Here is a 20,574-nt window from a genome sequence, read left to right on the forward strand (position 1 = left end):
ATTGGCCCAGACTGCCACCCGACCAAAAATGTTTGATACCCCAGTGACCCGCACCTACGGCACCAGACTGCCCGTGGTCGCCGGTGGCCTGCAATGGCTGGCCAATGCCGACTATGTCTCTGCGGCGGGCAAGGCGGGGATCCTCTCGTTCATCACAGCCGCCTCGTTCCCCGAGACCGGCGATCTGCGCTCGGAGATCCGCCGATGCCGCGACATGTGCGAAGGCGCGCCGTTTGGGGTCAACGTTTCGATGATCCCGAAGCTGGTGCCAGGTGAAAAGACCGAAGACATCTTTCGCCTGATCGCCGACGAAGGCGTGCGGTTTGTCGAAACATCCGGGCGCAGCCCCGAGGCATTCATGCCGATCCTCAAGGATGCGGGGATTGTCACCCTGCACAAGGTGCCGTCGCTGCGCTATGCGGTTAAGGCGGAACAGGTGGGCGTCGACATGGTCTCGATCGTGGGGGCGGAATGCGGCGGGCATCCGGGCCTGGATATGGTCGGCAGCATGGTCAATGCCGGTCTGGCGGGCGAACGCCTGACGATCCCGTGGCTGGTGGGCGGTGGGTTCGGCCACGGCAAACAGGTGACTGCGGCGCTGGCGATGGGCGCCTCGGGTGTGGTCATGGGCACGCGTTTTCTGGTGGCCGAAGAGTTGCAGGCCCATCCCGGTTACAAGCAGGCGCTGATCGACGCGTCCGAACTAGATACGGCCCTGACCATGCAATCGGTGCGCAACACCGTGCGCAGTCTGCGTAACGAAACCACCGCCATCGTGTCGCAGCTGGAGCGTGACAATCCCGACATCGGTATCGGCGGCCTGATGGAACATGTCGCGGGCAAGATCGGTCGGAAGGCCTATGAAACGGGGGACGTGTCGCGTGGGATTTTGTCGGCGGGCCATGCGTTGGGATTTGTCGACCGGGTCGAGCCTTTTGCAGCCATCGTTGATCGGCTTGAGGCCGAAGCCCTTGGCGCGTTGTCGCATCTGGGTGCGGTTGCCTGAGCACGCGCATCCAGCATTCACATGTGAATAATAAGAATATGAATTTGGGCGTTACTGCCTGATTTTGAATTTAACTAAAGTCAAGTTCAAGACAGGACTGACGGAGGGAGGAAGGCGATGCCTTCAGCGGAAAATCAAAAGCCGGTCGCCTTGGCAATCGGGGCGGGGGACGGGATCGGGGCGGCGTTTGCGCGCCGGTTTGCCCGGGCCGGGTATCGCGTGGTCATCGCGCGACGGGATGCAGAGAAATCCGCCGCGCTGGTGGCCGAGCTGGCCGCCGAAGGGCATGAGTTGCACGCCTTTTCGCTGGATGCGCGAGACGAAGATCAGGTTGTGGGCTTTTTCGACAAGGTCGAGGCCGAGATGGGCCCGATCGAGGTGGCACTTTACAATGCCGGATCGAACTCGCCCTTTCCGTTTCTGGAAACCAAATCCACCATGTTCCGCAAAATTTGGGAACTGGCCTGTTTCGGCGGTTTCCTGACCATGCGCGAGGCCGCCTCTCGCATGGTGCCGCGCGGCAAGGGGACGATCCGCCGCCATCAGGATCTGCACGAGATCTACGGTCAGGCCCCGGTCGCAGTCGATGTGGCGCGCGCATATTTCCTGCGGATGGCGCAGAAAGCCGCGCGACAGGTCATGACCGGCGCGCCTTATCTGCTGGGTGAGACATTCACTCTGGCCGATATCTTGCTTGTCACCTGCCTGCGGTTTGCCGATCGCATGGGGGTCGAGCGTCCGGCCGAATTCGACGACTATTTCCAAAGACTGACAGGCAGACCCGCCTTTCAGGCAGCTATGAAAGCGAACCACACATGACCGATGAGATGCAGAAGACCGGCCCCTTTGCCGGTATCAAGATTGTCGACGTGACCACTGTGATCTCGGGGCCGTGTTCAACCGGTATCCTTGGCGATCAGGGGGCGGATGTGATCAAGGTGGAACCCCCCACAGGCGATATCATGGGCGCCCGGGGCAAGGTGGCGGGGTTCACCCCGGCCTTTGTATCGTGCAATCGGGGTAAGCGGTCGGTTGCGCTGGGACTACAAAAAGCGGGTCTATGATCCGGTGGTGCAGGCCCTGTCGGGGCTGGCCGATATGCAATCTGATCCTTTGACCGGTCGGCCCAAGATGATCCGTTCAGTCGTGGTGGACAAGATCACCGCTGTTTATGCAGCGCAGGCTGTTTCGGCGGCGCTCTACAGCCGGTCGGTGACGGGGCAGGGGCAGCATGTGGAAGTCTCGATGCTGGATGCGATGCTGAATTTCAACTGGGTCGACGGCATGGCGCCTGTGGCCGTTGTCGGCAAGGAAGAGGACGCTTCCAACACCCCCCATGACATGATCTTTCCCATCTTGGGCGGCTTTGTCACGGTCGGGGCAATCTCGGACAAGGAATGGGTGGGTCTGTGCAAGGCGATGGACCGCCCTGACCTGATCAAAGACCCACGATTTGCCACCCCCAGCCAGCGCGAGATCAACCGTCAGGAACGGCTGGAACTGATCGAAGAGGTCGTTTCGACCCGTGCGATGGCCGAACTGCTTGCCTCGCTTGACGCGCACGATGTGCCCTGCGCGCCCGTGCTGCGCCAACATCAGCTGTTCGACGATCCGCAGGTGTTGCACAATAAGGTGGTCGAAGTGGGCGATCAGCAAGGTCTTGGCCCCGTCCGTCAGGCGCGTGGTGCGGCAAAGTTCTCCAACCATGCGCCGCGTCCGATCACGCGGGCTTCGGCCCTGGGCGAACATACCGAAGCGGTCCTGCAAGAGTTGGGTTTTAGCATGGCGGAACGTGCAAAGGCTGAATAACCTGCACGGAACATTGCGGCAAAAAGGAAAGCCTCATGAAGCGCATTCATGACATCCTGTTGAACGGCGCACCGGACGCGGTTGCGATTGTCGATCATGACGGCACTGCGTTTACCTATGGCGCGTTGCAGGCGATGATCAAGGACGCCGCTGCGAGTTTGACCCGGCATGGGGTGCGGGGCGGCGATCGGGTCCTGGTGCTGGCCGAAAACAGCGTGACCTTTCTGGTCGCCGTTATGGCGCTGAGCCGGCTGGACGCCTGGACGGTTCTGGTCAACGCGCGGCTGACCGCGGCCGAGGTTGATCGCCTGATCGCCCTGTCCGAGGCACGGTGCACGGTGTTCACACCCGAAGCCTCTCCGGCCTCGGCGGGCCATGCCCGGCGAATGGGGGCCACTCAGGTGGCCACGCTGGATTGCGGCGCGTTCATGTTGTCGCCTCTGCGCGACGTGCAGATCGAGCCGGTTCAGGCGGGTTCGGATCAGACGGCGGTTCTGATTTATACCAGCGGCACGGTGGGTGAACCCAAGGGCGTGATGCTGACCCATGGCAACCTGTGTTTCATGTCTCAGGTCTCGGGCGATATGCGGCGGATCACGCCGCAGGACGTGACGCTGGCGGTGGTGCCCGGAACCCATATCTTTGGTCTGACCTCGGTCTTTCTGGCGGCACTGGCCAAGGGCTCGGGCCTGATTGCAATGCCGCGGTTTGAAGTCGCGCCGGTGTTGGATGCGATCCGGTCGGGTGTGACCATCCTGCCCGCTGTGCCACAGATTTTCGCCGCCCTGATGGCTGAGCTGGGGCATGATCCGGCCCGGATTACCCCCAACAGGCTGCGCTTTATCTATGCCGGAGGTGCGCCGCTGGACCTGAGCCTCAAGCATGAGGTCGAGGCCCTGTTCGGCCAGCCGCTGCACAATGGCTATGGGCTGACCGAAGCCTCGCCCGGCGTTGCCGCGACCCGACTGGATTATGTGCGCAACGACAGTTCCATCGGTCTGCCTGTTCCGGGGGTCGAGGTCCGCATTCATGCACCCGACGATCAGGGAGTTGGCGAATTGCAGCTGCGCGGCCCAAACGTGATGAAGGGTTATTTCCGCAATCCCAAAGCCACCGAACAGGCGATGACGGCGGATGGGTTCCTGCGGTCGGGCGATCTGGCGCGGCAGGATGCCGATGGGGCGTTGCATATCGCGGGACGGTCAAAAGAGCTGATCATCCGTTCGGGGTTCAACGTCTACCCACCCGAGGTCGAGGCGGTGCTGACCGCCCATCCCGCCGTCACGCTCAGCGCGGTGGTGGGGCGCAAAGTGGACCGCAACGAAGAGGTTCTGGCCTTTGTCGTCGCCCGCGCGCCCGTGACCGAACAGGAACTGCGCGCCTGGGTGCGCGACCGTATGGCGGCCTACAAGGTGCCCTCGCGGATTGGGATTGTCGCGGCTTTGCCGCAGGCTGCAACCGGCAAGATTCAGAAGAACAAACTGCTGACCGACCCGGCCTATGCGCTGGACTGATCCTGCTTCCGGGGCGTACCGGTAGCTCAGACTGGCGACAAGTTGCGAAGCTATTTCAAGCCGATCCGCGATCTTGCACCGGGCGCAGCTCACCGAGCGTACAAAGGGTTGAACACCCGGATCGAAGGATCACACAGACCCACTCGAAAGTGTGAAAAGCTTAGGGGGCGGTTCAAGTCGCCAAAACAGGCGCCAAGGTTTCTTGCCACCCACGACCAGTTCAACACCGTTTTTCGACCTCGCCGCTATCAACTCTCCATCGTCTCATTCCGTCACACCAGAACCGAAGCTTTCGGCCTCTGGGAGGTTATATTGCCGAAATGAACGTCTGGCAGGAACCGGCCCCACCCCTCTCAATCACGCGCAAAAAAGTTGGCAACGCCGTTCTGACCCTAGTTAGTTACTCCCATTCGTTGTCTGTAATGCTCATGGTTTTTAAGCGCGAAGTCAGGGTAGTTGGCTTCATTCCCAAAAGTGCGGCTGCTCCGTTTGCTCCGGAAACCTGACCACGAGTTTCGCGTAGCGCAGAAACTAGATTTTCGCGGATCAGGTCCTGCATCTGCGCTTCGGTACGTACAGTGGGGTTCGACGCGGTTTCGAAGGTCTGGCCGGCAAGTTCGATCACCATTTTTGCATCCTGCGATACGATGGCGGCACGCTCCATCACGTTGTGGAGCTCCCTTACATTTCCTGGCCAATTATAGCCTAACAGTTTTTGCACACCGTGTTCGGTCAGTTTCGGGACCGGGCGGTTCAGTCTTCGGCAGGCAATTTTCAACAAGTGCAGCGATAGTGGAGCGATATCCTCGGGACGGTCGCGCAGTGGTGGGCAGGTGATTGGAAAAACACTTAGAAACAGAAATAGGTCTTCGCGGATGCGGTCCGCCCGACGCGCCTGTGCTTCAGTCAATGCCGTCGCGGCGATAACCCGGATATCGATGGGCTTTTCCCGGGTGTCGCCTAGACGCTGAACTTTTCCATTTTGCAGCGCTGCCAGGAATTTTCCCTGTATTTCGAGTGGTAGTTCCTCGACATCGTCTAAAAACAGGGTCCCGCCATGGGCCAGCTCTAGCTTGCCGGGCTTGTCCCGAGTGGCCCCGTTGGGGGCGCCGCGAACTTGGCCGAACAGTTCCGCTTCGACCTGCTCCGGCGCGACAGAGCTGCACTTGAAATGGATCAGCGGACGTCGGGCGCGTGCGCTGGCCTTGTGAATTTCGGTCGCGACTAAAGATTTGCCGGTTCCCGTTTCGCCCGAGATCAAAACGGTTGCGTCTGTTCCGGCTACCAGATCAATGCGAGTCACGATTTGCCGGATCGCAGGAGATATTCCGATGATATCGTGATGGGCACGCTCGGACGTAATGGCTTCTTGCAGATACGCGTTCTCTTGTTCCAGCCGGTCGCGCAGGGCGGCAACCTCGTCTAACGCTTCGCGCAGCTTTCGTTCGTTTTCTTTTCGTTCAGTAATGTCACGAAAGATGACCACAGCCCCCGCCAAAACTTGTTGGTCATAGATAGGGGTCGAAACATATTCGACCCGGATTGGCTTGCCGTCCTTTCGCCAGAAGACCTCGTCCTCGATGCGGTGCACTTGTTCAAACCGGAACGAACGGTAAATCGGACACTGTCGTGCGGGATAGATTTCACCGTTCAGGTGGTGATGGTGAATCATGGAATGGATGTCTTTTCCCAGCAGGTCTTCGGTCGTCCATCCCAACATTTCCTGCGCGGCGCGATTGACGAATGTGGTTTTGCCCTCGGCATTGACACCATAGATCCCTTCACCGGCAGCGTTCAGGATAAGTTGGTTCTGACGTTCAAGTTCGGCAAAGAAGCCTTGGGTGCGCTGCCATTCGACAAGGCCGCCTCGAAAGGTCTCTGCCGTGGCCGCTTGTTCGGCCCTGCGATCCAGTGTGTCCAAATTGGAAATCGTCATCATCACCCAACCTGGTTTTCCTGGCATCATTCGGGCGCGCAATTCGCAGCGCAATGGCTCCTTAAACGCTGTTGTCAGCGGCACATCGCGTGTCCAGCCCTCGGTCCGGTGGTCGACCTCTTCCATGAAGACGATAAACTGAGGCAGCGCATCGCCCAAGTAGTAGGAAAATGGCAGCGGAACTGTGCCGCCCAGCAAATCGGTGGCGTGACGATTCCAGTCGACAATTCGGTCAGCCGACGTGTCCAGAACCAAAGCTGCTTCGGGCAAGGCTTGCAGCAGGGAATCGGAGGAAAGCAAATCGAGCGTCATGCTACCAAAGTAATGCCGCAGTGCGGTCCGAGAATACGAGATTTCGTAATTTACGAAATCTCGTAATTTTCATCTGGGGGAAGCCATATTAACCAACTGACAAATATATATTTTTTAGGGCGCACAAATTTTGAGCGCCCTCTGTTTCGCGATCGGAACCCCTGCCACCATGGTCGCAAATCTAGCGAAACAGGGGAAAATCATGACGATCAAGAGCCTCGGAAACCCGTTCTCAGAAAAGACCGATTTGCGCCATGGTGCGGATTGTGGCTGCGATGGATGCCTATCCGGTCACGGACATGACAAAGATCACGCCGAACCCGAACTCATGTCTGCTGAGCAGATCACCGAGCGTGTGGTCGAAAGTGCAATTGTGCGGTCGATCTTTGGTCAAAGTGATATCAATCGTCGGTCATTTATGGGAATGTTGGGGGGCGGTACGGCGGCTGCGGCGCTGGCTTCGGTCTTTCCGCTGGATCAGGCCAAAGCAGCCATTCTGGACAATCTGGGAACACCCGAAAAGACCGACCTGAATATTGGGTTTGTCCCTATCACCTGCGCGACACCGATCATCATGGCGCAGCCGATGGGATTCTACGAACGCTACGGTCTGAACGCGCAGGTTATCAAGACGGCTGGCTGGGCCGTGGCGCGTGATAAGTCCCTGTCAGGCGAATATGACGCCAGTCACATGCTGACCCCGATGCCGCTGGCGATGACCATGGGCGCGGGATCGGTCGCGACGCCTTACATCATGCCCGCCGTTGAAAACATCAATGGGCAGGCCATCGTGCTGTCGAACGAGCATCTGGACAAGCGCGACCCGGCCCAGTGGAAGGGGTTCACCTTCGGTGTGCCGTTCGAATACTCGATGCACAACTTCCTGCTGCGCTATTACGTGGCCGAGTTCGGGCTGGACCCCGATGTCGATATCCAAATCCGCGTGGTGCCGCCGCCAGAGATGGTTGCCAACCTGCGCGCAGGGAACCTCGACGGCTATCTATCGCCCGACCCGTTCAACCAGCGCGCTGTTTGGGAAGGGATTGGTTTCATCCACACTCTGACCAAGGACATCTGGGAAGGTCACCCGTGCTGCGCCTTTGCCGCGCCGCAAAGCTTTGCCACCGAATTGCCCAACACCTATGGCGCCTTGCTCAAGTCGATCATCGACGCCACTCAGTTCGCGTCGAACCCGGATAACCGCAAGGACATCTCGGAAGCCATCGCGCCGACCAACTATCTCAATCAGCCGGTCCCGGTGATCGAGCAGGTTCTGACCGGCACCTATGCGGACGGGTTGGGTGAAGTTCAGAAAGTCCCTGACCGGATCGACTTTGACCCGTTCCCCTGGCACTCGATGGGTGTGTGGATCCTGACCCAGATGAAACGCTGGGGGTACATTGAGGGCGACGTCGACTATCAGGGCGTGGCCGAGCAAGTCTATCTGGCTGCCGATGCCAAGAAGATCATGACCGACCTAGGGTACGACGCGCCGGACGTGACCTACAAATCCCACACCATCATGGGCAAGACCTTCGATCCGAAAGACCCTGAAGGCTATGTCAAAAGCTTTGCAATCGGGAAAGCCTCGTAAATGTTGGACAATCTAACCCTGAACCAGCGCGCGGCGCTGCTGTCGGTGGTGATGCTGGTGGTCGGCCTTCTGATTTGGGAGGCGGCCATCCCCGCCCAGAAAGCCGCCGGAGAGCTCACGGAATACGAGCGCCTGACTGGCGGCGGTGCCCCCAAGGCGGGTGTGCCACCTCCAAGTCAGGTCCTCGCCAAAGCATGGGAGCAACTATCAAACCCGTTCTATGACGCAGGTCCAAATGACAAGGGGATCGGCATTCAGATCGGCTATTCGATCTATCGCGTTCTGACCGGCTACCTGATGGCTGCACTCGTGGCGATCCCCTTAGGGTTCCTGATCGGGATGAGTCAGGTCGCCTACAAGGCATTCAACCCGTTCATTCAGGTGTTGCGACCTATTTCGCCGCTGGCCTGGATGCCCTTGGCGCTGTTCATCATTCAGGACAGTGAGGCAAGCGCGATTTTCGTGATCTTCATCTGCTCGATCTGGCCGATGCTGATCAACACCGCCTTTGGTGTGGCCGGGGTCCGTCAGGACTGGGTCAATGTCGCACGCACGCACGAACTTGGGCCGTTTCGCACTGCCTTTACTGTCATCCTGCCCGCAGCTGCGCCCACGATCATCACCGGGATGCGCATATCCATCGGCATTGCATGGCTAGTGATCGTCGCGGCCGAGATGCTCGTGGGGGGAACCGGCATTGGCTACTATGTGTGGAACGAGTGGAACAATCTCGACCTCACCTCGGTGATCTTTTCCATCCTCATGATCGGCGTCGTTGGCATGCTGCTGGATTCGGCCTTTGCCTACCTGCAACGCGCCGTGGCCTATGCCGAGTAAGGAGCGTTTCAAATGAGCCAACCGTTTCTCAGTATTGAATTGCTGACCCAGCAATTCCCCGACGGTCAAGGGGGCACCCTGACCGTCTTCGAAAACGCCAGCTTTGGCATCGAAAAAGGAGAGTTCGTCTGTATTCTGGGCCATTCCGGCTGCGGCAAATCCACGATTATGAACATCTTAGCCGGACTGGCCGAACCCAGCTCGGGCGTGGTTAAGATGGACGGGTTCGAGGTCTCGGGTCCCTCGCTGGATCGCGGCGTGGTGTTCCAGAACTACTCTCTGCTGCCATGGTTGTCGGCGTTGAAAAACGTGACTTTTGGCGTGAAGGCGCGCTATCCCGACTGGCCTGCTGCCAAGGTCGAGGAACACGCCCGCGCCTTTCTGGCCAAGGTCGGACTTGAAGGCGATGTGGTTCATCGTAAACCCAGCCAGCTTTCGGGTGGGATGCGTCAGCGCGTGTCGATCGCGCGGGCCTTTGCAAATCAGCCCAAGCTGTTGTTGTTGGATGAGCCATTCGGCGCACTGGATGCGCTGACCCGCGGCACCATTCAGGACGAATTGCTGAAGGTATGGAGCGAAACCGAGCAGACCGTGTTCATGATCACTCATGACATAGATGAGGCAATCCTGCTGGCTGACCGCATCCTGTTGATGACCAATGGTCCCTTCGCACGAGTGGCGGAGTCAGTTGAGATCACCATTCCCCGGCCTCGTACCCGGACTGAGATTGTCGATCACCCCAACTATTATGCGATCCGCAACCATCTGGTTCAGTTCCTCGGACAACGTTCCAAGGAATTGGCCGGTCAGGCCAGCGACGGCGCCGCGCAGCGACCCGAGACGGTGACTATCGACCTGACCGAAAAGACCGAGGACCAGAGCAATCCGCAACTGCGCGCGGTCAATGATTGAAAGCGCCAGGAACAGACATTCCAAACAGGAGGAAACCCAATGAAAGACACAATCGAAATCCCAACTATGATGACCAAAGAAGATGTCACCATGATGATCCTGTCGGCCAAGAAGCAGGCTGGACTGACCTGGGAAGGTATCGCTGAGAAAATCGACATGTCGCCGGTCTGGACCCATTCTGCCTGCATGGGCATGAACGCTTTCCCCGCCGACAAGGCCGACGCCTTGGTCGCGCTTATGGCCCTGCCGCAAGAGGCCGCCAGCGTTTTGACTGAGCCGCCAACCAAGGTCTGGGAACAAAGCGTGCCAACTGATCCGTGCATCTATCGCTTTTACGAAATCGTCGGCGTTTACGGCCCGACACTGAAAGCGTTGATCGAAGAAAAATTCGGAACTGGCATCATGTCGGCAATTGATTTCGACATGCAGGTGACGCGCGTGCCGAATGAAAAAGGCGATCGCGTCAAGGTCGAGATGTCGGGCAAATATCTATCCTATAATTCCTGGTAGTAGGGATGAACTTTTTGGATAACCTGGCTCGGGGTCTGCCTTAACGACTTAGGATACGGATGTGTTACGTCCGTTAAGCTGAACGTATCTCGAGTCAGAAATCGGCGCGATGAAAAGAGCGATCTGAGGAACGCTCTTTTCCCAGTCCTGATATAAAGCACCTTGGTTCAAGTAAGAGAGCACCGTGTTCACGACAAGCTATATCGGGAACGCACATTTTAGGATTGGAACGCCGCAGTCTGCCGCACCTGACTTTTCCGAACATGCGGCACGAGAGTTACGCTCGATCTGTCAGATAGCAACAGAGCCAGCGATCTAGTCGAAATGAATTCTGCCTGCCGTCAGTTTCGCCGTTCGGTGAAACCAGTATTGTGCCGGGAATCCATGAAACTTGCGCCATCTAGGCCGTCGAATAGTACTCATCTTGTATAGATTTTTGGTTGCTTACAGCCTTGTCGAAAATGCCAACTGCTCTTAAAGCGTCGGCGGACAGGCCGTCATCGTTGAATCTGCTCAAGTAAAATGTCCCGAGATTTCCGATCTGCGCGTCCAGAAAGCTCAGGTTTCGTGACTTCATTTTATGAACCACAAATAAGTCACCAATACATCCGATCCCGACACCGGCCGAAATGGCATTCAAATATGTACTGATCCCTTCTGCCCGAAACACTGGCTTATACTCAATACCCAAAGATTCGAGTTTGGAATAAAAGACCTTGGAAAATCTTGCGTTATCCGAAAGCTCGACTATCGGCAGTTGAAAGCCCTTCATATTTTCTTTCAGTGAAAAATCCTTGTTTGAAATCCACCGCATGGTAAACGGCCAGCTCTTCTTGAGAAGCGGTGCATTGTCCTCCTGAATCACCGTATACGCGATGTTTCCCTTCAAATTCCTGATTTTGCCTTCGATGTCTTCGGAATTCAGCAATTCGATAAACAAGGACGACAGGCTGCCATCTGTTCCTGAGTTGAATATCTTGTAAGGGTTCAAGAAAGATTCGACGGTCGACACGAAGGAAATTTGAACCGGCTGAATACGCGCTGGATCGCAGATACGGCGAATGCGATGGACATTTCGGAGGATCTCTTGGCTGCAATCCAACAATTCGCGACCGTTGTCTGTCAGGGTTAAGCTGGCGTCACCGCTTTCGAACAGGTCAAACCCGACCAACGCTTCCAGCGAGCGTATTCTATTGCTTATTGCTGGCTGGGACCGCCCTAACTCTTTTGCGGTTTTTGAATAGGATTTAACCCGACACAAGATCGCAAAGGACTCAAGAGCCTCTAGTGAAATACGCATTGTTTTGGCCTGTAAACATGCCCCGCCACAAACGGGCGGGGCAGGGCTTTTATTCGTCGCGGAATGTCTTGGTCATAGCGTCACGAATGGGCCGTGACAGGTATGAGATGACCAGGCGTTCTCCGGTTGAAACCAGTACTTCAACGGGCATGCCGGGAACCAGATCCTTGTTTTGAATCTTGGAAAACTCGTCTTCCTGAATTTCCACTTCAGCGCTGTAGTAGACCGCGCCCGTGGCGGGATCCGAAAGCGTATCAGCCGAGACCCACTTTACCGATCCATTTAATTCCGGAGTTTGGTTGAAGTTGAAGGCGGTCAGCCGAACGCGGGCTTCTTGACCTGGCACGACGCGGTCAATTTCTGTTACGGGAATGTTGGCCATCAGGATGGGCTGCTCGGCCACAGGTACAATATCCATAAGCGCCTGACCCGGAGCGACAACCCCACCTTTTGTGTGAAAACCAAGGTTGAGAACCCGGCCATCCAGCGGAGCAAGAATCTGGCTGCGGGCAATACGATCCTCAGCCGTTGTTTTACGCTCCAACGCTTCACGCAACCGCTGCGAGACATCGGACAATTCAGTCGACACTTCTTCTCGTGAGGTTGCTGCGTTACTGACCAAAGCACTTTCCACCTCGGCTGTCTGTGCCATGACACTGTCGATCTGAGCCGTGTTCGTGGACAGGCTGGCCTCGATATCCAATGCCGCCCGGCGGACCTGAAGCAGACGAGTTACGTTCGCCAGGCCTTTTTCGTTCAAAACCGAAACAGTCTCGAGTTCTTCCTGGGTCAGCGATTTGTTGGCTTCTTGAGACTTAATCTGGCTACGCAAACCCGCGACCTGCGCCAAAAGGGCCTCTTTTTGAGTTTCCAGCTGGGCTATGTTCGCGCGCTTAGCCATCGAGCGGCTTTCGAACAGCTGTGCTTCGCTTTCAAAAATCTCCTTGTAGTCTGCGGTTTGGGCGAATTCTGCAGCGGAAGACATGAAATCTTGTTCGTTCAACTCGGCCTGCAAACGCGCCTTGCGAACAGTCAGGGACGCGATCTGGCTGCTGAGCGCGTTCAGTTCCGCCTGTTCACGCGTGGTGTCGAGGCTGACAAGAACCTGACCTTGCTTGACTGCGTCGTCTTCTGACACGTGGATTTCGTAGATGATACCACCTTCCAGATGCTGCACCGTTTGGCGATCTGTCTCCAGCGCGACCATGCCGGGGGCTACAATGGCGCCGTCGATCCGAGTTGCCATCGACCAGTAGCCCAATCCGCCCAACATCAGGCTCATGGTTGCCACACCCAAAAGAACCCAGTTGCCGATCTTGTCTGCCGGAGCTGTCTTTGCGTTACGCATTGGTTTTGCCCTCACGTTTTGGTGCCGCATTCTCGGCGCTTTCGGTTGATTTCTTGTTGCGGTTTTCGGAGTACGTCCGAAGGATTTCATCCCGCGGGCCGTAGGCCGAAACCATGCCGTTATCCATGACAAGCACCTTGTCAGCCTGATTCAGGGCGCCCAAACGATGAGCAATCATGACAACGGTACGGCCCTCACTTTTGAGGCGATCGATTGTCATGGCCAAGGCCGCAGAACCTGCCGCGTCCAAATTGGAATTCGGCTCATCCAGCACGATCAGCGATGGGTTCTTATACAGAACCCGGGCCAATCCGATCCGCTGACGCTCGCCTCCGGACAATGCGCTGCCGCTTTCACCCAGTGGTGTGTCATACGCATTGGGCAGTTTCAGGATCAGGTCGTGAGCGTTGGCCGCCTGCGCTGCTGCAACGACATCTTCGTCAGATGCGTCTGCCTGAAAACGGGCGATATTCTCGCGTACCGTTCCATCAAACAGTTCCACAGTTTGAGGCATGTAACCGACCGAGTCCCGCAGTTGAAGCGCGTTCCAATAGCTCATGTCCGCGCCGTCCAGCCGCACGCTGCCTCGGTTCGGTTCCAAAGTACCGACAATCACGCGAGCGAGGGTGGACTTACCTGATCCGCTGGGGCCGATGACGGCCAGAACTTCACCCGGGTCCAGCGCAAGCGATACGTTCCGCAACACGGTAGACGCACCGTCAGGGGTTGTAGCAAAGACGTTTTTCAGTTCCAGAACACCGCGGGGTTGAGGCAATTGAACCGAAGGCTGGGACGGCGGGTAATCCTCGAGAAGAGAATTCAGTCGCTTGCGCGCGGCAGTGGCCAGCACATATTGACGCCAGCTCCCGATCGCTTGTTCGGCCGGGGCCAATGCGCGACCGACCAGAACGGATGCGGCAATGATCGAACCGGCACTTAGATCACCCGAAATCGCCAGATACGCACCCAGACCCAGAACTGCGGACTGAAGGACCAGACGAACAGTACGAGAGATCGAAGACAAGGTTGCCGCCATGTCGCTGATCTGGCTTTGTTTGACTTGAGCCTGACCGTTCAGGCCGTTCCAGTGGTCATAAAGATCATCGCGCATCCGCATGGCATGTGCCACTTCATGGTTACGTGACACGTCATTCAGCACGCGGTTGCTGCGGGTAAGGAATTGATTTGCCCGTGCAACACCGCGCTGAGTCAGAACGTTGTTCACCATGGCGACAACCAGCAGGAACGCGACGCCAGCCAAACCGGCATAGCCCAGCCAGGGATGCAGAAGATAGGCAAATCCAAGGTAGATCGGTGTCCACGGCGCGTCGAATATAACGGCCGGGGTCGAACCGCCCATGAAATCACGCAACGTACCAAGGTCACCTACGGCATCGCGCCCTTTGGCACCACCTTCTTTGACTGACCGCTCGATCTGCGCCTGGAAAACGCGCTTCTCCAGAGTGTTGCCCAGCCGGTTGCCGATGCGGATCAGGATACGCGACCGGACCAGGGACAACACGCCGAACACAAGATACAGCCCCAACATCAACACGCTCAGACCGAATAGGGTCTGGTAGCTTTGGCTGGGCAGTGCCCGGTCGTAGACCAGGATCATAAACAAAGGACCGGTCAACATCGTCAGGTTGATCACCATACTGATGGCGCCGGTGGCAAAAAGGCCCGGGCGAGCAGCACGAAACGCTTGCTCAAGCTCGGTACGTTTGAGGGGACTATGGGACATGGTGGCCCTCTTTCTGACATAAAGGAATGGAACGGCGGCGACCGTCTAGGCCGCCGCCGAGTTTGGGTTAGACCAGAACGTTGTCTTCGTTCAGATCGGCCAGCTGGACGCCAAGCAGCGTGATGCTGCCTTCGGCACCCAGGTCGATGACAACGTCATCACCGTCCTGCGACGCAACCGCGGCCAGATCCGCGAATTCATCGAGATCGAACGCTGCCGAGGTCAGGTCCAGAGTGTCGCCGTTGGCAAAGGCTTCGAAGTCACCAATGACATCGTCACCCAGTCCGGCTTCGAAGACGAAGGTATCCGCACCGCGGTTGCCTTCCAGACGGTCGTTGCCGGTGCCGCCGTTGATGATGTCATCACCGGTACCGCCGCAGATCTCGTCGTCGCCCGCACCGCCATCAATGATGTCGTTGCCGCGGCCGCCTTCGATCATGTCGTTGCCCAGACCACCGTCCAGGATGTCGTCACCGCGACCACCGTCCAGAATGTCGGCGCCATCGCCGCCTTCCAGAAGGTCATCACCGTTGCCGCCATCCAGGTTGTCGTCACCCAGACCACCGACCAGATCGTCGTCACCGTTGCTGCCGATAAGCTGATCGTTTCCGGCTTCGCCGTCCAGATCGTCATCGCCATTGCCACCGTCGACAACATCGTTGCCTGCACCGGCTTCGACAACATCGTCACCGTTACCGGCTTCGATTTCGTCGTCACCGACGCCGCCAACCAGATCGTCGTCTCCGTTGGTGGGTGCAACAACCACTTCTTCGGCGAAGACAAAGTTCTCAGCGACCAGCTCGTTCGGGGCAACCCCTTCGAGCGTGACCTGATCACCATTGCCAAGGTCGATAATGGTGTTTTCACCATCGGCCGTGATGTTGAGCTCTTCGAGCTGCGTGACACCGAAGTCCGACACGTCCAGGAAGTCACCGTCTTCAACACTAGTCGAGAAGTCAGCCACGACGTCGAAGCCCGTTCCGCGACGGAACGTGAACGTGTCGCGACCGGACCCACCGATCAGGGTGTCGTTGTCGGCACCGCCATCCAGGATGTCGTCGCCACGACCACCGTCGATGATGTCGTCACCTGCGCCACCGAACAGTTCGTCATCGCCACCTTCGGCAATGTCGATCACGATGCGCAGCAGCTGCTCTTGGCCGTTGTTGCGGGTGAAGTCACCTTCGATCGGGTCAACAATCGTATTGGCAGCAGTTGTGCCACCCAGAATGTTGACAGGCTCGCCATCGGGGTTGCCTTCCGAGCCGTTGAAGCCCGGGTGCTGACCCACGACACCGTTCTCGACGATACCCTGATCACGCGCGGTCTGGTTGAGGAAGGCGGCGCCTTCTTCATTGTTGACCTCGGTGCCAGCGTCCAGAACGTCGTTGCCGAAGCGTTCAATGACAAGCGGCCCCAGGAAGTTGCCCTCTTCGTCGAAGATCGGATCAGCCAAGGCGTCATCCGGCACGGCCAGGAAGGCGTCGTTTGACGGGATAACCATGGTTGCCCAGGTAAAGAAGCCCTGCCCAACCTGAGCCGTGTTGACGTTCAGCGTGAAGCTGGCCGTTTCACCCGGATCAATCGGTCCCGGCGCACCGAGGCCACCCAGAATGGTCGCATCCACACCGTTGTCACCAACCTGCTGGTTGAATTCAGCCGCAATGCCTTCGACGCTGCCATCTTCTGCCAGACGTTCCAGACCCTGGCTGGCCGCTTCACCTTCGGTAAACAGGTCAAAGCTCTCGCCATTGTGGAAACCGAACCACACGGGGGTCAGGAAGGTTCCGCCTTCGCCCAGAGTGTTGGTTACCGTAACGGTAATCGCTTCGCCGTCACCAACCGCGTCACCACGGATGACATCGTTGCCTGCACCACCATTGATGACGTCGTCACCAGCAGCGCCTGCCAACAGGTTGTCACCATCGTCACCAGTCAGGAAGTCGTCATTTTCAGAGCCTGTCAGGTTTTCGATGCTGATCAGCTGGTCCGCAACCGCATTGCCGTTGGGTGCTGCGTAGGTTGCAGTACCGTTCGCCAGGTTGGCTGTGACCGAAGATCCGATGTCCTGGAAATCTGCAGTGTCGATACCTTCACCACCATCGGTGATGTCGTTACCGCCGCCGCCTTGCAGGACGTCATTGCCTTCGCCGCCTTCCAGGATGTCGTTGCCACCACGGCCAACCAAAAGGTCGTTGCCGTCGTTGCCGGTCAGGGTGTTGGCGCCACTGTCACCAAACAGCTGGTCGTCATTGGCAGACCCGTCCAGGTTTTCGAACCCGTCGAAGTTTTCGAAGATCGTGACGTTTTCATTCGGCGCGTAAGCTGCGCTTCCGGTTGCCAGATCTGCAATCACTTCGGCTCCGATGCCCTGGAAGCTGTTGGTGTCGATACCTTCACCACCGCTCAGATCATCCAGACCGCCGCCGCCAGCGATGAAGTCATCACCCGCGCCACCGTCGATGTTGTTCGGTGCAGCACCTGTCGCAACAATCTCGTCATCGTTGGACGAACCGGTGATGTTCTCGATGTTGGTGAAGGTTTCCTGGATCAGAGGGCCATTTCCACCACCGCCGTTGTATTCGGCCGTACCGCTGCCATCTGCTGCCAACGTGACACGAACACCTGCGATCGTCGGATCTTCGGCACCCAGGTTGATGTTGGAGAAGTCGTTGGTGTCGAAGCCTTCGCCGCCGTCGATGACGTCGGTTCCGCCGCCACCCAGCAGGGTGTCGTCACCTTCGCCGCCGTTCAGGATGTCGTTTCCTGCGCCGCCGTCCAGAAGGTCATCGCCAAGCCCACCGTTCAGAGTGTCGTTTCCGGCACCACCCCGCAGGATGTCGTCACCGTCCAGACCATCAAGAACGTTGTCATTGTCGTCGCCAATGATCTCGTCACCGTCATTCGAACCGATGACGTTTTCGATGCTGGTCAGGGTATCGGTTTCAGAGACCGCTTCGGTCACTTCTTCGATGTTGGTCACACCCGAGGGGTTAAACGACACTTCGTCGGCGCTTGCCAGGAAGCCACCTGCGTCAACCAGCGAGTCACGCACAACCGGGCCATTCTGACCGGCAGGTGCGTTGTGCAGGTGGATCGCGGAAACCACGCCTGGGATCGGGGTCAGCAGGTCGGATACGGCCAGGCCGGTTACCGACAGTTCGGACGAGTAGGTTGCCACGCCGTCAATAACAGTGACGGTCACGGTCGCCAGTCCGGTTGCTTCGGAATCCGACAGCGGGCCGGGTTCTTGTGCTGCGTCCAACCGCGCGGTCAGAACGACTGTACCGTTGCCGTCTTCGTCCAGGTTGTTTTGAGCAACCAGCAACTGACCACGGATCTCACCACCGGGGAAGTCCTCGGTGTGGATGTTGTAGTACAGCTCTTCGGCAAGCGCTTCGTCAACCAGGCTGTCGTTCGGATCAGCAAAGTTCACGAAAGGTGCGTCTTCAATCGAGACCGAGAAGCCGGTTTCGCGTGTTGCTGTTCCTTCAAGCAGGTCAACACTGACAGGAACGTCGATGTCGTTAAACGCAGCAGTGTCGATGCCTTCGCCACCATCCAGAATGTCGTCGCCCAGACCACCGGTCAGAACGTTGTCATTCTCGTCACCGATCAGGTTGTCAGGATCGTCGGAACCGATGATGTTTTCGATGCTGGTCAGAGTGTCGGTTTCGGTCACGGCATCGGTTACGTCTTCAACAGACAGAACGCCCGACGGGTTTTCCGAAACTTCTTCTGCGCTTGCCAGCTCGGCGCCGGCATCAACCAGCGTGTCACGCACGACCGGACCGTTCTGGCCAGCGGGAGCATTGTGCAGGTGGATGGCAGATACGACGCCTGGGATCGGAGTCAGCAGGTCAGATACGGCCAGACCAGTTACCGACAGTTCCGACGAGTAGGTCGCAACGCCGTCAACGACGGTTACTGTGACAGTCGCCGTGCCGGTTGCCAGAGAGTCGGACAGCGGGCCAGGTTCTTGCGCCGCATCCAGTACCGCGGTCAGAGTCAGCGTACCGTTGCCATCCTGATCCAGGTTGTTTTCGTCGACCAGCAACTGACCACGGATCTCACCAGCTGGGAAGTCGGCGGTGTGGATGTTATAGTACAGGTTTCCCGCCAGCGCTTCGTCAACCAGGCTGTCTTCGGGATCGGCAAAGTTAACGAAAGGTGCTTCATCGACTGTGACCGAGAAACCGGTCTCGCGTGTTGCCTCACCTGCGGGCAGATCAACTTCGACTGGGACGTCGATGTCATTAAAGGCTGCAGTGTCGATACCTTCGCCGCCGTCCAGCATGTCATTGCCAAGACCGCCGATCAGCGTATCGTTGCCGCCGAGACCTTCAATCTGATCATCACCACCCAGACCGTTGATAATATCGTCTTCGGGTGTTCCCATCAGTTGATTGTCGTTATCGTCGCCTTCGATAATCGGGTTCATTATTTCTTCGGGGTTCATTTTGCACTCCAAGCTAATAAGTAAACGCTGTTGCGCTCACGCCGGGTAACCTGCGCTTGGAAGAAACCGTCTCAACTGTTCAAAAATGAAGGGGGGATCATCAATTGGGTTGTGATCCTGAACTATTTATTAACTCACTGCTTTCAAAAGAATAATTTTTTCCCCTCACGAAGTCACAAGTAAAGTTGAAGACGGTTTTTTTCCCGTGGAAATGTGAAAAAATAGGGAATGACCAAAGGTATGACCCCATGAGCGACAACGGCCAGCTATCAGATGCTTTCCAGAAAATTCCTGTCCAGGATTGGGATTTGTTGCGGTTTCTGGTGTGTGTTGCGCGCTCGGGCAGTATTGCTACGGCCTCGACGCAGCTTTCGGAAAGCCCGGCCACAGTGGGGCGTAAGTTACGTGAGCTGGAAAAGTCGCTTTCTTTGCCATTGTTCGAGCGCGGGTCCAGCGGTGTTACGCTAACTCCAATCGGTGATGATATCCTGCAAATCGCGCAGCGGATCGAAACTGAGCTTTGCCATATGGGTGAGGTGGCCCGTGGTCATCTTGGCTTTAAGGGCAGCCGTGTTTCCGTCACCGCACCAGAGGGGTTCGGGGCCTCGGTGCTGGCGCCTAAACTCATTGAATTCCATTCGCTGAACCCGCACATCAAGATCGACCTTTTGTTGTCGAACAAAAAAACCAACTTGCATAACCGCGAGGCTGATATTGCCGTGCGGTTGGGTGAACCCGAAGCGTACCGTGTCAACAGCGAGAAGTTGGGTGTTGTAAAATTCGGCATATACGCATCGCGAGAATATTTGTGCGATTTGGAACCGATCAGGTCACTAGAGGAATTTTTGGGTCACAACGTCATCGTGGCCACGGGTGCGCTAAGTCAAACTGTACAGGAAACCGAGTTTCGTAAAATCACTGGTAAGTGCAATGTTGCTGCCAGAACAGACAATGTGAATGCCCAACTGATGGCCGTGAGAAGTGGGTTGGGATTTGCCGCGCTGCCTAAATTCATGGCGGCTGGTCATTCGGATCTGATCGAGGCCCTGCCAGGCTTTCTGACACAATCATTGGATTTATGGATACTAACCCATAGTGACATCGCGCCTTATCCGTATGTGCAAACCACAACCGAATTTCTGACTCAGGTCTGCAAAGATATTGTCGAGCTGGAATAATCAGACAGGTAGATCCGAACGAATGTCCTTTCTAAATTCGAACCTGTTTTCCGTCGGGCACTGCGGCGATTTGTACATCCACCTTTCCGAATAAAACCCCCGCGTAGGTGTTTTA

The 20,574-nt window shown here is 57.1% G+C and carries 15 protein-coding genes and 1 pseudogene; 11 read left to right on the plus strand and 5 right to left on the minus strand.

Features of this window, described 5'->3' with window-relative positions; translation table 11 throughout:
* The first annotated feature begins 1 nt into the window (after position 1).
* The 6 genes and pseudogenes from GOW48_RS12960 to GOW48_RS22455 form a co-directional block, all read left to right on the plus strand.
* Positions 2-1,006, plus strand: a complete 1,005-nt coding sequence (locus GOW48_RS12960; protein ID WP_234899483.1) for an NAD(P)H-dependent flavin oxidoreductase — start codon at positions 2-4, stop codon at positions 1,004-1,006.
* A gap of 117 nt (positions 1,007-1,123) precedes the next feature.
* The gene (locus GOW48_RS12965; RefSeq protein WP_170754378.1) at positions 1,124-1,825 is read left to right on the plus strand and encodes an SDR family NAD(P)-dependent oxidoreductase; all 702 of its coding nucleotides are present in this window, start codon (positions 1,124-1,126) and stop codon (positions 1,823-1,825) included.
* Positions 1,822-2,070: a CoA transferase gene (locus GOW48_RS22315; protein ID WP_214648665.1), complete on the plus strand. Its 249-nt coding sequence runs from the start codon at positions 1,822-1,824 to the stop codon at positions 2,068-2,070. The genes GOW48_RS12965 and GOW48_RS22315 overlap by 4 nt, the downstream gene beginning before the upstream one ends.
* The gene (locus tag GOW48_RS12970; RefSeq protein WP_214648666.1) at positions 2,039-2,815 is read left to right on the plus strand and encodes a CoA transferase; all 777 of its coding nucleotides are present in this window, start codon (positions 2,039-2,041) and stop codon (positions 2,813-2,815) included. The genes GOW48_RS22315 and GOW48_RS12970 overlap by 32 nt, the downstream gene beginning before the upstream one ends.
* Before the next feature lie 35 nt (positions 2,816-2,850).
* Positions 2,851-4,329 carry a class I adenylate-forming enzyme family protein gene (locus GOW48_RS12975; protein WP_170754380.1) on the plus strand — a complete coding sequence of 493 codons (1,479 nt, stop codon included), beginning with the start codon at positions 2,851-2,853 and terminating at the stop codon, positions 4,327-4,329.
* A gap of 33 nt (positions 4,330-4,362) precedes the next feature.
* A pseudogene (locus GOW48_RS22455) lies at positions 4,363-4,658 on the plus strand (DDE-type integrase/transposase/recombinase); the annotation flags it as partial.
* Positions 4,659-4,729: 71 nt separating this feature from the next.
* Here GOW48_RS22455 and GOW48_RS12980 read toward each other — a convergent pair.
* Complete coding sequence (locus GOW48_RS12980; protein ID WP_234899484.1) at positions 4,730-6,565, minus strand: sigma 54-interacting transcriptional regulator; 1,836 nt, start codon at positions 6,563-6,565, stop codon at positions 4,730-4,732.
* A 214-nt stretch (positions 6,566-6,779) separates the two neighbouring features.
* Between GOW48_RS12980 and GOW48_RS12985 the strand changes: the two genes are divergently transcribed.
* Genes GOW48_RS12985 through cynS form a run of 4 tightly spaced genes read left to right on the plus strand, consistent with a single transcriptional unit; the run spans position 6,780 to position 10,430 of the window.
* The gene (locus tag GOW48_RS12985; RefSeq protein ID WP_170754384.1) at positions 6,780-8,171 is read left to right on the plus strand and encodes a CmpA/NrtA family ABC transporter substrate-binding protein; all 1,392 of its coding nucleotides are present in this window, start codon (positions 6,780-6,782) and stop codon (positions 8,169-8,171) included.
* Positions 8,172-9,008, plus strand: coding sequence for a nitrate ABC transporter permease (gene ntrB, locus GOW48_RS12990; RefSeq protein ID WP_170355267.1), 837 nt, complete (start codon positions 8,172-8,174; stop codon positions 9,006-9,008).
* A 12-nt stretch (positions 9,009-9,020) separates the two neighbouring features.
* Positions 9,021-9,920: an ABC transporter ATP-binding protein gene (locus GOW48_RS12995; protein ID WP_170754386.1), complete on the plus strand. Its 900-nt coding sequence runs from the start codon at positions 9,021-9,023 to the stop codon at positions 9,918-9,920.
* Positions 9,921-9,959: 39 nt separating this feature from the next.
* Positions 9,960-10,430, plus strand: a complete 471-nt coding sequence (gene cynS, locus GOW48_RS13000; protein WP_234899485.1) for a cyanase — start codon at positions 9,960-9,962, stop codon at positions 10,428-10,430.
* 400 nt (positions 10,431-10,830) lie between these two features.
* Here the strand turns inward: cynS and GOW48_RS13005 are convergent, their stop codons facing one another.
* The 4 genes from GOW48_RS13005 to GOW48_RS13020 all read right to left on the minus strand — a co-directional run bounded on the left by GOW48_RS13005 (position 10,831) and on the right by GOW48_RS13020 (position 19,281).
* Positions 10,831-11,730: a LysR family transcriptional regulator gene (locus GOW48_RS13005; RefSeq protein WP_170754388.1), complete on the minus strand. Its 900-nt coding sequence runs from the start codon at positions 11,728-11,730 to the stop codon at positions 10,831-10,833.
* 49 nt (positions 11,731-11,779) lie between these two features.
* Complete coding sequence (locus tag GOW48_RS13010) at positions 11,780-13,078, minus strand: HlyD family type I secretion periplasmic adaptor subunit (protein WP_170754390.1); 1,299 nt, start codon at positions 13,076-13,078, stop codon at positions 11,780-11,782.
* Positions 13,071-14,822, minus strand: a complete 1,752-nt coding sequence (locus tag GOW48_RS13015) for a type I secretion system permease/ATPase (RefSeq protein ID WP_170754391.1) — start codon at positions 14,820-14,822, stop codon at positions 13,071-13,073. Before GOW48_RS13015 ends, GOW48_RS13010 begins: the two co-directional genes overlap by 8 nt.
* Positions 14,823-14,889: 67 nt before the next feature.
* Positions 14,890-19,281 (minus strand): CHRD domain-containing protein, encoded by a 4,392-nt coding sequence (locus GOW48_RS13020; RefSeq protein WP_170754393.1) that lies wholly within the window; start codon positions 19,279-19,281, stop codon positions 14,890-14,892.
* A gap of 248 nt (positions 19,282-19,529) precedes the next feature.
* Here GOW48_RS13020 and GOW48_RS13025 point away from each other — a divergent pair, with 248 nt between their 5' ends.
* Positions 19,530-20,459 (plus strand): LysR family transcriptional regulator, encoded by a 930-nt coding sequence (locus tag GOW48_RS13025; RefSeq protein WP_170355273.1) that lies wholly within the window; start codon positions 19,530-19,532, stop codon positions 20,457-20,459.
* The last annotated feature ends 115 nt before the right edge of the window (positions 20,460-20,574 follow it).

The sequence above is a fragment of the Ruegeria lacuscaerulensis genome (genome assembly GCF_013033355.1).
Taxonomy (GTDB): Bacteria; Pseudomonadota; Alphaproteobacteria; order Rhodobacterales; family Rhodobacteraceae; genus Ruegeria; species Ruegeria lacuscaerulensis_A.